A 13,250-nucleotide genomic window follows, 5' to 3' on the forward strand; every position below is an offset into this window, starting at 1 on the left:
CAATGGCAGAACTTAATAAAACAAAAGTAAGAAAAGAATTGCGGACAGAGCGTCCGTCTATTTATTCTTTTGAATTAGATGAAATCAAACAATGGCTGACAGACAATGGAGAGAAACCGTTCCGTGCAGCCCAGATCTTTGAATGGCTATATGAAAAACGCGTATCTTCTTTTGAAGATATGACAAACCTCTCAAAGGATCTGCGTGAGAAATTAAACACTCACTTTGTGTTAACAACGCTGAAAACGGCTGTTAAACAAACCTCTCAAGACGGTACGATGAAGTTTTTGTTTGAGCTTCATGACGGTTATACCATCGAAACCGTTTTAATGAGACACGAGTATGGCAATTCTGTATGTGTAACGACACAAGTCGGCTGCCGTATTGGCTGCACATTCTGCGCGTCAACGCTTGGAGGCTTAAAACGAAACCTTGAAGCAGGGGAAATTGTCGCTCAAGTAGTCAAAGTGCAAAAAGCTCTTGATGAAACGGATGAACGCGTCAGCTCTGTCGTGATCATGGGAATCGGCGAACCTTTTGATAACTTTAACGAAATGCTCGCTTTCTTGAAAATCATTAACCATGACAAGGGCCTGAATATCGGTGCTCGCCATATTACGGTCTCTACGAGTGGGATCATCCCGAAAATTTACGAATTTGCTGATCAGCAAATGCAGATTAACTTTGCAATTTCTCTGCACGCGCCGAACACAGAAATCAGAAGCCGTTTGATGCCGATTAACAGAGCATATAAACTGCCTGATCTAATGGAAGCCGTTAAATATTATATTAATAAAACGGGACGCCGCATCAGCTTTGAATACGGGCTGTTCGGAGGCGTAAACGACCAGGTGGAACACGCCGAAGAGCTTGCCGACTTGCTGGAAGGAGTCAAATGCCACGTGAACTTGATTCCGGTAAACTACGTGCCTGAACGGGACTATGTGCGCACACCGCGTGATCAGATTTTTGCTTTTGAAAAAACGCTGAAATCCCGCGGAGTAAATGTCACAATCCGAAGAGAGCAAGGACATGACATTGACGCAGCCTGCGGTCAGCTTCGCGCGAAGGAGCGTCAAGACGAGACGAGGTGATGAGGGTTGTTAACAGCCTTAAAAACAGATACAGGAAAAATCCGCCAGCATAATGAAGATGATGCGGGGATATTCAAGGGGAAAGATGAATTTATATTAGCGGTTGTCGCTGATGGCATGGGCGGCCATCTTGCTGGAGATGTTGCGAGCAAGATGGCTGTGAAAGCCATGGGGGAGAAATGGAATGAAGCAGAGACGATTCCAACTGCGCCCTCGGAATGTGAAAAATGGCTCATTGAACAGATTCTTTCGGTAAACAGCAAAATATACGATCACGCTCAAGCCCACGAAGAATGCCAAGGCATGGGGACGACGATTGTATGTGCGCTTTTTACGGGGAAAACGGTTTCTGTTGCCCATATCGGAGACAGCAGATGCTATTTGCTTCAGGACGATGATTTCGTTCAAGTGACAGAAGACCATTCGCTTGTAAATGAACTGGTTCGCACTGGAGAGATTTCCAGAGAAGACGCTGAACATCATCCGCGAAAAAATGTGTTGACGAAGGCGCTTGGAACAGACCAGTCAGTCAGTATTGACACCCGTTCCTTTGATATAGAACCCGGAGACAAACTGCTTCTATGTTCTGACGGACTGACGAATAAAGTGGAAGGCACTGAGTTAAAAGACATCCTGCAAAGCGATTCAGCTCCTCAGGAAAAAGTAAACCTGCTTGTGGACAAAGCCAATCAGAATGGCGGAGAAGACAACATAACAGCAGTTTTGCTTGAGCTTGCTTTACAAGTTGAAGAGGGTGAAGATCAGTGCTAATCGGCAAGCGGATCAGCGGGCGTTACCAAATTCTCCGCGTTATAGGCGGCGGGGGAATGGCCAACGTGTATTTAGCTGAGGATATCATTCTAGACCGTGAAGTCGCAATTAAAATCCTGCGGTTTGACTATGCAAATGACAATGAATTTATCAGGCGTTTCCGCAGAGAAGCCCAATCCGCATCAAGCCTTGATCACCCGAATATTGTTAGCATTTACGATTTGGGCGAGGAAGATGATATTTATTATATTGTCATGGAATATGTTGAAGGCATGACGCTTAAAGAATACATAACAGCAAATGGGCCGCTTCACCCTAAAGAAGCGCTGAACATCATGGAGCAAATTGTCTCAGCCATCGCTCATGCCCATCAAAACCAGATTGTTCACAGAGACATCAAGCCGCATAACATTTTGATTGATCATATGGGAAATATCAAAGTAACGGATTTTGGAATTGCGACGGCACTAAGTTCGACCACAATCACCCATACCAATTCAGTTCTGGGCTCGGTCCATTACTTATCACCTGAACAGGCCCGGGGCGGCTTAGCCACAAAAAAATCGGATATTTATGCGCTTGGAATCGTTCTATTTGAGCTTTTAACCGGCCGTATTCCGTTTGATGGAGAGTCAGCAGTCAGCATCGCCTTGAAGCATCTTCAAGCGGAAACTCCTTCGGCAAAAAGGTGGAATCCATCGGTCCCCCAAAGCGTTGAAAACATCATACTCAAGGCAACTGCCAAAGATCCTTTTCATCGCTACGAAACGGCTGAAGACATGGAAGCAGACATAAAAACAGCTTTTGATGCCGACAGACTCAATGAAAAGAGATTTACGATTCAAGAAGATGAAGAAATGACAAAAGCGATACCTATCATTAAAGATGAAGAACTCGCTAAAGCTGCTGGCGAAAAAGAAGCTGAAGTGACAACCGCACAAGAAAACAAAACAAAGAAGAACGGCAAAAGAAAAAAGTGGCCGTGGGTTTTGCTCACGATATGCCTCGTTTTTATCACAGCTGGAATTCTTGCTGTCACTGTTTTTCCGTCGCTTTTCATGCCTAAGGATGTCAAAATACCTGATGTCTCCGGAATGGAATACGAAAAAGCCGCAGGGCTCTTGGGAAAAGAAGGTTTACAGGTTGATTCCGAGGTGTTAGAAATCTCAGATGAAAAAATTGAAGAGGGCCTGATGGTAAAAACGGATCCTAAAGCGGATACCACGGTCAAAGAAGGCGCCACGGTCACCCTTTATAAGAGCACCGGAAAAGCAAAAACGGAGATCGGTGATGTGACAGGCCAAACGGTCGACCAGGCAAAAAAAGCGTTGAAGGACCAAGGGTTTAAACATGTAACAGTAAATGAAGTGAATGACGAGAAAAATGCGGGCACTGTCATTGACCAAAATCCTTCAGCAGGGACTGAGCTTGTCCCGAGTGAAGATCAAGTCAAACTTACAGTCAGTATCGGACCCGAAGATATTACGCTTAGAGACTTGAAAACCTACAGTAAAGAAGCAGCGTCTGGATATCTGGAAGACAACGGATTGAAGCTTGTAGAAAAAGAAGCATACTCAGATGATGTTCCAGAAGGACAGGTTGTCAAACAAAAACCAGCAGCAGGTACGGCAGTAAAGCCGGGAAACGAAGTTGAAGTGACATTCTCTCTCGGACCAGAGAAAAAACCTGCGAAAACAGTGAAAGAAAAGGTCAAGATCCCCTACGAACCAGAAAATGAAGGGGACGAGCTTCAAGTGCAAATCGCAGTTGACGATGCGGATCACAGCATCTCTGACACTTACGAAGAATTTAAGATAAAAGAGCCGACTGAACGAACGATCGAACTAAAGATTGAACCCGGCCAAAAAGGGTACTATCAAGTAATGGTAAACAATAAAGTTGTCAGCTACAAAACCATTGAGTATCCGAAAGATGAATAACAAGGAGGGAAAATATGCCTGAGGGCAAAATTATTAAGGCGCTAAGCGGCTTTTACTATGTACTGGATGAATCAGAGGATTCAGATAAAGTAATACAATGCAGAGGAAGAGGCATTTTCAGAAAAAACAAAATTACCCCTCTTGTCGGTGATTACGTTGTGTATCAAGCTGAAAATGACAAAGAAGGATATCTAATGGAAATTAAAGAAAGAACCAACGAGCTTATCAGGCCGCCAATTTGCAACGTTGATCAAGCGGTCCTTGTTTTCTCAGCGGTTCAGCCTTCTTTCAGCACGGCATTGCTCGACCGCTTCCTGGTTCTCGTTGAGGCCAATGATATTCAGCCGATTATATGCATTACTAAAATGGATCTGATTGAAGATCAAGATACAGAAGATACGATACAAGCCTATGCAGAAGACTATCGGAATATTGGTTATGACGTATACCTTACCTCCTCTAAGGACCAAGATAGTTTAGCGGACATCATCCCGCATTTTCAGGATAAAACAACGGTATTTGCCGGTCAGTCCGGTGTTGGGAAATCCTCGCTTCTCAACGCGATCAGTCCGGAGCTCGGATTAAGAACAAACGAGATTTCCGAGCATTTGGGCCGCGGGAAACACACAACCCGCCACGTGGAGCTGATTCACACGTCCGGAGGTTTGGTTGCAGATACACCGGGATTCAGCTCGCTTGAATTTACAGACATTGAGGAAGAAGAGCTGGGCTATACCTTCCCTGATATCAGAGAAAAAAGCGCTTCATGCAAATTTAGAGGCTGTTTACATCTGAAAGAGCCGAAATGTGCGGTGAAACAAGCTGTTGAAGACGGGGAATTAAAGCAGTATCGCTATGACCATTATGTTGAATTTATGACGGAGATTAAAGACAGAAAGCCGAGGTATTAGCATAATGATAAAGGTTGCACCATCTATTCTTTCCGCTGATTTTGCCGCTTTAGGCAATGAGATTAAAGATGTAGAAAAAGGCGGAGCCGATTGTATTCATATTGATGTTATGGACGGCCATTTTGTCCCGAATATCACAATCGGTCCGCTGATTGTAGAAGCGGTCCGGCCGGTAACGGATCTGCCGCTTGATGTCCATTTAATGATAGAAGAGCCGGATCGTTATATCCCGGCTTTTGCGAAAGCAGGCGCAGATATCCTGTCTGTGCATGCTGAGGCATGTCCGCACCTGCACCGTACCATCCAGCTCATTAAAGAGCAAGGAGTGAAGGCCGGAGTAGTTCTAAACCCGCATACCCCTGTACAAGTCATCGAACATGTTTTCGACGATCTTGATCTTGTTCTTTTAATGACGGTGAACCCGGGCTTCGGCGGGCAGAAATTTATTCATTCAGTCCTTCCTAAAATAAAAGAGGTTAAGCGAATGGCGGATGAAAAAGGAAAAAAAGATCTGTTCATTGAAGTAGACGGCGGCGTCAACAAAGAAACCGCTCCGCTCGTCATTGAAGCGGGCGCAAATTTACTCGTTGCCGGTTCAGCTGTTTATGGCCAGTCTGACCGCAAAAAAGCAATTTCTGAAATCAGAGGAAGTAAATAAGCAGCTTTAGAAAAGAGCTGGGCATACAATAGCCTAAGCTCTTTTTCCTGTATGAAGAGAAAGGAATCAGAGATGAAAACAATTAATATCGTTGCGGGAGGCCCGAAAAATCTCATTCCCGATCTAACCGGCTATACGGATGAACACACGCTTTGGATCGGTGTTGACAAAGGCACCGTCACTCTCTTAGATGCCGGGATCATTCCTGTTGAAGCCTTCGGAGATTTTGACAGCATAACGGAGCAAGAACGCCGGCGAATAGAAAAAGCCGCTCCCGCCCTTCATGTGTATCAAGCAGAAAAAGATCAAACAGATTTAGACCTCGCCCTTGATTGGGCGCTGGAAAAGCAGCCGGATATTATTCAGATTTTCGGCATTACAGGCGGCAGAGCTGATCATTTTTTAGGAAACATTCAGCTACTGTATAGAGGTGTAAAAACGAACATAAAAATTAGGCTGATAGACAAACAAAATCATATTCAAATGTTCCCTCCTGGTGAATATGATATTGAGAAGGATGAAAATAAGCGATATATCTCCTTCATACCGTTTTCCGAAGACATACATGAGCTGACCCTGACCGGTTTTAAATATCCTCTAAATAATTGTCATATTACGCTCGGTTCAACACTATGTATTAGTAACGAACTCATTCATTCACGAGGTACTTTTTCGTTTGCAAAAGGCATATTAATAATGATAAGAAGCACGGATTAAGCATGTGCTTTCATTCAATTGCTGAAAACAATGAACAAGGCGGTTACGGGACGTTATAGGAGGGGACAAAAATGAAATTTTACACCATTAAATTGCCGAAGTTTTTAGGAGGAATTGTCCGGGCGATGCTGGGCTCATTTAGAAAAGATTAATGCCCAGGGGTTCAAAGCCCTCTTTCACCACATAAAAACGCCTGCCACATATCGGGGCAGGCGTTCATTTTGTTATACACGCTCAACTTTACCGGATTTCAAAGCTCGAGCAGATACATATACTTTTTTAGGTTTTCCGTTCACAAGGATACGAACCTTTTGAAGATTCGCGCCCCAAGTGCGCTTAGAAGCGTTCATTGCGTGAGAACGGTTATTCCCAGCTGTTGTTTTTTTACCTGTGATAACGCATTTACGTGCCATTTGTTTCCCTCCTCACTTGCACAAAACATCTACTTTTTAACATTCATATAATCTTAGATGCTTTCGATATGGATACTTTAAATAATTTACCACAGCTAAAAAACGTTTGCAACTATTGTTTCATCATCTTTCAAGAAAATTCACTTGACATCTTGCGGAAACAGCAGCGCTATAGTATATGTAGAGGTACGGCCAGCGATTATTGCCTGGTCTTTTCATAATGGAAACCATATAGTAGAATAGCTGTAACTCTATGCATTCGAAGGAGGAACTAGTGTGTCCATTGAATTAAGAACGAAGTACGGACAGATTGATATATCTAATGAAGTCATCGCGATGGTTGCAGGAGGCGCGGCGGTTGACTGTTACGGCATTGTCGGCATGGCCTCTAAAAACCAGATTAAAGACGGACTGACTGAAATCCTTCGGAAAGAGAATTTCAGCAGGGGTGTCCAAGTTCGCCAAGAAGGAGAACAGATACATATCGACATGTATATCATTGTCAGCTACGGCACGAAAATTTCTGAAGTGGCACATAATGTCCAAACAAAAGTAAAGTACACAGTAAATCAAACCATCGGACTGGCAGTGGACTCTGTCAATATTTATGTCCAAGGCGTACGAGTGACGAACCCGTAGTTAGGAGGAGTAGGATTGTCTATCAGAACATTAAACGGCAGAACCTTTGCCGAGATGATTCTTGCGGGAGCGCAGAATCTGTCTCAAAACGCCAGTGCAGTTGATGCACTGAACGTGTTTCCGGTGCCGGACGGTGATACGGGAACAAATATGAACCTGTCGATGACTTCCGGAGCAAGAGAAGTTGAACAAATGGATACGGATGATATCGGGAAGGTGGGTTCCGCGTTATCTAAAGGGCTGCTCATGGGAGCACGCGGAAATTCAGGAGTTATCCTATCCCAATTGTTCCGCGGATTTAGCAAAAGCATTGAAACGAAAAAAGAAATTAATGCACTTGAGTTTGCCGCTGCGCTGCAAGCAGGTGTAGACATGGCGTATAAAGCTGTCATGAAACCTGTAGAGGGCACCATTTTAACAGTTGCAAAAGACGCTGCAAAAAAAGCGATGATCTTAGCAGAAAAAGAAACCGATATCACTGCGCTGATGATTGCAGTGACAGAAGAAGCAGAGGCGTCTTTAAACCGCACCCCTGAATTGCTACCTGTCCTAAAGGAAGTAGGAGTTGTCGATAGCGGGGGCAAAGGCCTGCTCTGTGTGTATGAAGGTTTCCTTGCTTCATTAAAAGGTGAAACTGTACCTCAGAAAGCAGTTCTTCCGTCACTTGACGACATGGTCAGCGCAGAGCATCACAAGAGCGCGCAAAGCATGATGAATACCGAAGATATTGAATTTGGATTCTGTACCGAAGTGATGGTTAGGCTTGATCAGACAAAAAGAGAGTTCGACGAAGGCACGTTCAGGCAAGACCTCAGCCAGTTCGGAGATTCTCTGCTTGTGATTGCGGATGAATCGCTGGCGAAGGTTCATATTCATGCTGAAGAGCCGGGAAACGTGTTAAACTACGCCCAGCATTACGGTGAATTGATCAAAATAAAAATAGAAAATATGAGAGAACAGCATACCTCTATCATCAGTCAAGAAAGCAAACCTGCAGACAACGAAATACCGCCGGCAAAACAGCCGTATGGCATTGTGACTGTGGCGATGGGAGAAGGAATTTCAGACCTATTCAAAAGCATTGGCGCTTCTGTTGTGATTGAAGGCGGCCAGACCATGAACCCAAGCACTGAGGATATTGTTGATGCCGTGAAGTCTGTAAATGCAGATACGGTATTTATCCTGCCTAACAACTCCAACATTATCATGGCTGCTAACCAAGCGGCCAGCGTAGTGGATGAACAGGTTTTTGTCATTCCTGCTAAAACGGTTCCGCAAGGGATGTCAGCCCTGCTGGCTTTTAACCCGGATCAAGAAGCTGAAGCGAACGAGGCCAATATGCTAAGCGCCATTCAGCAAGTAAAAAGCGGACAGGTGACGTTCTCAGTCAGAGATACTCATATTGACGGTAAAGATATTAAAAAAGGCGACTTTATGGGCATTCTGAATGGAACGATTATCGGCACTTCTGAAAATCAGCTGTCAGCCGCGAAAATGCTGCTGTCAGAAATGATCGGAGAAGATGATGAAATCGTGACCATTCTATATGGTGAGGATGCGTCTCAGGAAGAAGCTGAGCAGCTTGAAGCGTTTCTCAGTGAAAAGTACGAGGAGATTGAGGTTGAGATCCACAATGGGAAACAGCCTCTGTATTCGTATATAGTTTCAGCAGAATAGAAGGGCAATTTGCCCTTCTATTCTTATGTCTGCTTTTAAGTGCGGCAGCGCTGTAACGCGCCCGCTTGCCATTTTATATCTGATCAATTAGTCTAGAAGCAAAGCGCTAATAAGCTCTGGTTCATAAGGAGGAATAGCATGAAATACAGAAGCGTTTTTGATATTATCGGCCCGGTTATGATCGGTCCGTCCAGCTCTCATACAGCGGGAGCTGCTAGAATCGGGAGAGTGGCCAGAAGTTTATTTGGCAGAGAGCCTGAGCGCATCATTGTATCTTTTTACGGCTCGTTTGCGGAAACGTATAAGGGCCACGGCACAGATGTCGCGATTATCGGCGGATTGCTTGATTTTGATACATTCGATGAACGGATTAAAACCGCTATACAAATTGCAGAAGCTAAAGGAATTGATATAGAGTTTCGGGTAGAAGACGCAGTCCCGGTCCACCCGAACACAGCAAAAATCACCATTTCTGATGAAAAGGGTGAGCTGGAACTGACGGGTATTTCGATTGGCGGAGGAAAGATTGAAATCACAGAATTGAATGGTTTTGAGCTCCGGCTGTCAGGAAATCATCCGGCCATATTAGTTGTTCATAATGACAAGTTTGGCACAATTGCCGGTGTTGCCAATGTTCTGGCGAAATTTTCAATCAACGTAGGACATATGGAAGTAGCCCGGAAAGATATCGGCCAGCTTGCGCTGATGACAATAGAGGTCGATCAAAATATTGACGACCACATTCTCGACGAGCTGTCGAAGCTGCCGAATATTATTCAAGTGACAAAGATTGCTGACTAGCGAAAAGGGTCAGGAGGAGCCAGTTATGTTTCGTAATGTAAAAGAATTAATTGAGATTACTAAAGAAAAACAAATATTGATCTCTGATGTGATGATAGCTCAAGAGATGGAAGTAACAGAAAAAACAAAAGAGGACATTTTTCAGCAGATGGATCATAACCTGTCTGTTATGGAAGCGGCGGTTCAGAAAGGACTCGAGGGAGTTACGAGCCAAACGGGCTTAACAGGCGGAGATGCCGTTAAATTGCAGGCCTATATTCGATCAGGAAAAAGCCTGTCTGGCCCGCTGATTTTAGATGCTGTATCGAAAGCCGTTGCAACAAATGAAGTAAATGCAGCCATGGGAACCATCTGTGCGACACCGACTGCAGGTTCTGCCGGTGTGGTGCCCGGTACGTTATTTGCTGTAAAAGAAAAGCTGAATCCAACAAGAGAACAAATGATCCGCTTTTTGTTTACAGCCGGGGCTTTCGGATTTGTCGTGGCCAATAACGCAAGCATTTCCGGCGCCGCCGGAGGATGTCAGGCAGAGGTTGGATCAGCTTCAGGCATGGCGGCTGCGGCTATTGTTGAAATGGCAGGAGGAACACCCGAACAAAGCGCGGAAGCCATGGCCATTACATTAAAAAATATGCTAGGCCTCGTGTGCGACCCTGTTGCAGGGCTTGTTGAGGTGCCTTGCGTGAAACGGAATGCGATGGGCGCGTCAAATGCGATGATTGCCGCTGATATGGCATTGGCGGGCATTACAAGCCGTATTCCATGTGATGAGGTTATCGATGCCATGTATAAAATAGGCCAAACGATGCCAACTGCACTTAGAGAAACAGGCCAGGGCGGTTTAGCGGCAACACCGACAGGAAGAGAATTAGAGAAAAAAATTTTCGGAGGAGCGCTAGGTTCACGTGAAACAACATCAGCAAACTAGTATAGCTAACATTAAGGGTATTGGGCCGGAAACAGAAAAAACATTACACGAACTCGGTATTTATGACATTTCTGATCTTCTGAATTATTTCCCTTATCGCTATGATGACTACGAGCTGAGGGATTTAGAAGAAGTAAAGCATGATGAAAGAGTCACAGTCGAAGGGAAGGTTCATTCAGAGCCTTCTCTTACCTATTACGGAAAAAAACGAAACAGGCTGACATTCAGGCTTCTGGTCGGCCACTATTTAATCACAGCCGTATGTTTTAACCGGCCTTATTTGAAGAAGAAGCTTTCGCTCGGCTCTGTGGTGACGGTTTCAGGTAAATGGGACAAGCACCGCCAAACCATCTCTGTTCAGGAGTTGAAAAACGGGCCGCATCAAGAAGACAAAAGCATTGAACCAGTGTATTCTGTGAAAGAAAATGTTACCGTCAAAATGATGAGGCGCTTTATTCAGCAGGCGCTGACCCAATATGCAGACTCACTTCCTGATCCTCTTCCGGAAAAGCTAAGAAAAAGCTATAAACTGCCTGACTATTATCAAGCGTTAAAAGCAATGCACCAGCCTGAAACAAGGGAAGCATTAAAGCTTGCCAGACGGCGGTTTGTTTATGAAGAATTTTTGTTGTTTCAGTTGAAAATGCAGGCGTTCCGAAAGGCGGAAAGAGAGCAGACACAAGGGATACGGCAGCGTTTTTCAAATGAAGAACTCATGAGATTTATCAAAAGCCTCCCGTTTCCCCTCACAAACGCCCAGTCACGCGTTCTTCGCGAAATAACAGCAGACATGTCTTCTCCATACAGAATGAACCGTCTTCTTCAAGGGGACGTTGGATCAGGAAAAACGGCAGTCGCCGCCATTGCACTGTATGCCGCGTTCCTATCCGGATACCAAGGAGCGCTCATGGTGCCGACAGAAATTCTGGCCGAGCAGCATGCTGATTCGCTCGTTTCGCTATTTGAAAAATGGGACGTCAGCGTTGCTCTTTTGACAAGCTCTGTTAAAGGGAAGCGGCGAAAAGAACTGCTTGAGCGTCTTGCGGCGGGTGAGATTGATATTCTTGTAGGAACCCACGCTTTAATCCAAGACGAGGTGGAGTTTAAGGCGCTGAGTCTCGTTATTACTGATGAACAGCACAGATTTGGAGTTGAGCAGCGCAAAAAGCTTCGGAACAAAGGGCAGGATCCCGATGTTCTCTTTATGACAGCCACTCCAATCCCAAGAACGTTAGCGATCACAGTGTTCGGTGAAATGGATGTATCTGTCATCGATGAGATGCCGGCTGGACGAAAGAGAATCGAAACCTATTGGGTAAAACATGACATGCTGGATCGTATATTGGCATTTGTCGAAAAAGAATTAAAGCAAGGCAGGCAGGCTTATATCATCTGTCCGCTGATTGAAGAATCAGACAAGCTTGATGTGCAAAACGCCATTGACGTGTACAATATGCTTTCTGATATTTTTCGGGGAAAATGGAATGTCGGCTTTATGCATGGAAAGCTGCATTCCGATGAAAAAGACCAGGTCATGAGAGAATTCAGCGCAAATCACTGTCAAATTCTCGTATCAACCACTGTTGTGGAGGTTGGCGTGAATGTTCCGAATGCAACGATTATGGTGATTTATGACGCCGACCGTTTCGGGCTATCACAGCTTCACCAGCTGCGCGGCCGTGTTGGACGGGGTGAGCATCAATCTTTCTGTATTCTGATGGCTGATCCAAAATCAGAAACAGGGAAAGAACGGATGAGGATCATGTCGGAAACCAATGACGGTTTCGAGCTGTCTGAAAAGGATCTGGAACTGAGAGGTCCCGGTGATTTCTTCGGGAAAAAACAAAGCGGAATGCCGGAATTTAAAGTGGCGGACATGGTTCATGATTACAGAGCGCTTGAAACGGCAAGGCAGGATGCTGCGAATCTTGTGGCTTCTGACGCGTTCTGGAAGGAGCCGGAATACGCTGTGTTAAGAGATGAATTGCTGAAGAGCGGAGTAATGGACGGGGAAAAATTAAGCTGAGTATCAGAAGTTTTTGGTGTTCAGCCAGAAACAATCGTTGCATTCCAATCTATGAAATTATATACTACTATTAGTACCTAGTCTTAATTGTCCGGATGGTGTTTAGATATGAGAAGAAATAAGAGAGAACGCCAGGAATTACTTCAGCAGACGATTCAAGCAACCCCCTTTATTACAGATGAAGAACTAGCGGGTAAATTCGGGGTGAGCATCCAGACGATACGTTTGGACCGCTTAGAGCTTTCCATACCTGAACTGAGAGAAAGAATTAAGAACGTGGCAGAGAAAACACTTGAGGACGAAGTGAAGTCCCTGTCACTTGATGAAGTTATCGGAGAAATTATTGACCTTGAGCTGGATGATCAGGCGATATCCATTTTAGAAATAAAACAAGAGCACGTGTTCAGCCGGAATCAGATTGCGAGAGGACACCATTTATTTGCACAGGCGAATTCTTTGGCCGTTGCAGTCATTGATGACGAGCTGGCGCTGACTGCAAGTGCAGACATCCGCTTTACAAGACAGGTAAAGCAGGGTGAACGTGTCGTAGCAAAAGCGAAAGTGACGGCTGTCGAAAAAGAAAAAGGAAGAACGGTTGTCGAAGTGAACAGCTACGTTGGCGAAGAAATTGTTTTTTCTGGACGCTTTGACATGTATCGTTCAAAACATTCATAA

14 protein-coding genes are annotated in these 13,250 nt (G+C 44.8%); 13 read left to right on the top strand and 1 reads right to left on the bottom strand.

Features of this window, described 5'->3' with window-relative positions; translation table 11 throughout:
- The first annotated feature begins 2 nt into the window (after positions 1 to 2).
- The 7 genes from rlmN to spoVM all read left to right on the top strand — a co-directional run bounded on the left by rlmN (position 3) and on the right by spoVM (position 6,243).
- A complete protein-coding gene (gene rlmN / locus MKX38_RS08390) occupies positions 3 to 1,094 on the top strand; it encodes a 23S rRNA (adenine(2503)-C(2))-methyltransferase RlmN (protein ID WP_015252110.1) in 1,092 nt (363 codons plus the stop codon).
- A gap of 6 nt (positions 1,095 to 1,100) precedes the next feature.
- The gene (gene prpC, locus MKX38_RS08395) at positions 1,101 to 1,865 is read left to right on the top strand and encodes a protein-serine/threonine phosphatase PrpC (RefSeq protein ID WP_014479762.1); all 765 of its coding nucleotides are present in this window, start codon (positions 1,101 to 1,103) and stop codon (positions 1,863 to 1,865) included.
- Positions 1,859 to 3,805 carry a serine/threonine protein kinase PrkC gene (prkC, locus tag MKX38_RS08400; protein ID WP_119899312.1) on the top strand — a complete coding sequence of 649 codons (1,947 nt, stop codon included), beginning with the start codon at positions 1,859 to 1,861 and terminating at the stop codon, positions 3,803 to 3,805. Before prpC ends, prkC begins: the two co-directional genes overlap by 7 nt.
- 14 nt (positions 3,806 to 3,819) lie before the next feature.
- Positions 3,820 to 4,716, top strand: a complete 897-nt coding sequence (gene rsgA, locus MKX38_RS08405; protein WP_014476783.1) for a ribosome small subunit-dependent GTPase A — start codon at positions 3,820 to 3,822, stop codon at positions 4,714 to 4,716.
- A 4-nt stretch (positions 4,717 to 4,720) separates the two neighbouring features.
- Positions 4,721 to 5,374: a ribulose-phosphate 3-epimerase gene (gene rpe / locus MKX38_RS08410; RefSeq protein ID WP_088325864.1), complete on the top strand. Its 654-nt coding sequence runs from the start codon at positions 4,721 to 4,723 to the stop codon at positions 5,372 to 5,374.
- Positions 5,375 to 5,446: 72 nt separating this feature from the next.
- Positions 5,447 to 6,091 carry a thiamine diphosphokinase gene (locus tag MKX38_RS08415; protein ID WP_014479765.1) on the top strand — a complete coding sequence of 215 codons (645 nt, stop codon included), beginning with the start codon at positions 5,447 to 5,449 and terminating at the stop codon, positions 6,089 to 6,091.
- A gap of 71 nt (positions 6,092 to 6,162) precedes the next feature.
- Positions 6,163 to 6,243: a stage V sporulation protein SpoVM gene (spoVM, locus tag MKX38_RS08420; protein WP_003221545.1), complete on the top strand. Its 81-nt coding sequence runs from the start codon at positions 6,163 to 6,165 to the stop codon at positions 6,241 to 6,243.
- A 72-nt stretch (positions 6,244 to 6,315) separates the two neighbouring features.
- On the opposite strand, the gene rpmB is transcribed toward spoVM, so the two are convergent.
- Positions 6,316 to 6,504: a 50S ribosomal protein L28 gene (rpmB, locus tag MKX38_RS08425; RefSeq protein ID WP_003221548.1), complete on the bottom strand. Its 189-nt coding sequence runs from the start codon at positions 6,502 to 6,504 to the stop codon at positions 6,316 to 6,318.
- Positions 6,505 to 6,780: 276 nt separating this feature from the next.
- Here rpmB and MKX38_RS08430 point away from each other — a divergent pair, with 276 nt between their 5' ends.
- The 6 genes from MKX38_RS08430 (at position 6,781) to fapR (ending at position 13,250) form a co-directional block, all read left to right on the top strand.
- A complete protein-coding gene (locus MKX38_RS08430) occupies positions 6,781 to 7,143 on the top strand; it encodes an Asp23/Gls24 family envelope stress response protein (RefSeq protein ID WP_003232054.1) in 363 nt (120 codons plus the stop codon).
- 15 nt (positions 7,144 to 7,158) lie between these two features.
- Positions 7,159 to 8,820 carry a DAK2 domain-containing protein gene (locus MKX38_RS08435; RefSeq protein ID WP_003232052.1) on the top strand — a complete coding sequence of 554 codons (1,662 nt, stop codon included), beginning with the start codon at positions 7,159 to 7,161 and terminating at the stop codon, positions 8,818 to 8,820.
- A 138-nt stretch (positions 8,821 to 8,958) separates the two neighbouring features.
- Entirely contained in the window at positions 8,959 to 9,621 is a 663-nt protein-coding gene (sdaAB, locus tag MKX38_RS08440; protein WP_003232050.1) for an L-serine ammonia-lyase, iron-sulfur-dependent subunit beta, read from the top strand.
- Between the two features lie 25 nt (positions 9,622 to 9,646).
- On the top strand, positions 9,647 to 10,549 hold the full coding sequence (sdaAA, locus tag MKX38_RS08445; RefSeq protein WP_003232049.1) for an L-serine ammonia-lyase, iron-sulfur-dependent, subunit alpha: 903 nt from the start codon (positions 9,647 to 9,649) through the stop codon (positions 10,547 to 10,549).
- Positions 10,527 to 12,575 carry an ATP-dependent DNA helicase RecG gene (recG, locus tag MKX38_RS08450; protein ID WP_339189179.1) on the top strand — a complete coding sequence of 683 codons (2,049 nt, stop codon included), beginning with the start codon at positions 10,527 to 10,529 and terminating at the stop codon, positions 12,573 to 12,575. Before sdaAA ends, recG begins: the two co-directional genes overlap by 23 nt.
- 108 nt (positions 12,576 to 12,683) lie before the next feature.
- Positions 12,684 to 13,250 (top strand): transcription factor FapR, encoded by a 567-nt coding sequence (fapR, locus tag MKX38_RS08455; RefSeq protein WP_003232044.1) that lies wholly within the window; start codon positions 12,684 to 12,686, stop codon positions 13,248 to 13,250.

This window comes from Bacillus sp. FSL M8-0025, from assembly GCF_037975475.1.
Lineage (GTDB): Bacteria > Bacillota > Bacilli > Bacillales > Bacillaceae > Bacillus > Bacillus subtilis.

Bases quoted from the DNA above. Each gene is read 5' to 3' on its own strand.
- sdaAA (WP_003232049.1), top strand. From the start codon at position 9,647: ATGTTTCGTAATGTAAAAGAATTAATTGAGATTACTAAAGAAAAACAA.
- MKX38_RS08415 (WP_014479765.1), top strand. From the start codon at position 5,447: ATGAAAACAATTAATATCGTTGCGGGAGGCCCGAAAAATCTCATTCCC.
- rlmN (WP_015252110.1), top strand. From the start codon at position 3: ATGGCAGAACTTAATAAAACAAAAGTAAGAAAAGAATTGCGGACAGAG.
- rsgA (WP_014476783.1), top strand. From the start codon at position 3,820: ATGCCTGAGGGCAAAATTATTAAGGCGCTAAGCGGCTTTTACTATGTA.
- rpe (WP_088325864.1), top strand. From the start codon at position 4,721: ATGATAAAGGTTGCACCATCTATTCTTTCCGCTGATTTTGCCGCTTTA.
- fapR (WP_003232044.1), top strand. From the start codon at position 12,684: ATGAGAAGAAATAAGAGAGAACGCCAGGAATTACTTCAGCAGACGATT.
- spoVM (WP_003221545.1), top strand. From the start codon at position 6,163: ATGAAATTTTACACCATTAAATTGCCGAAGTTTTTAGGAGGAATTGTC.
- sdaAB (WP_003232050.1), top strand. From the start codon at position 8,959: ATGAAATACAGAAGCGTTTTTGATATTATCGGCCCGGTTATGATCGGT.
- rpmB (WP_003221548.1), bottom strand. From the start codon at position 6,504: ATGGCACGTAAATGCGTTATCACAGGTAAAAAAACAACAGCTGGGAAT.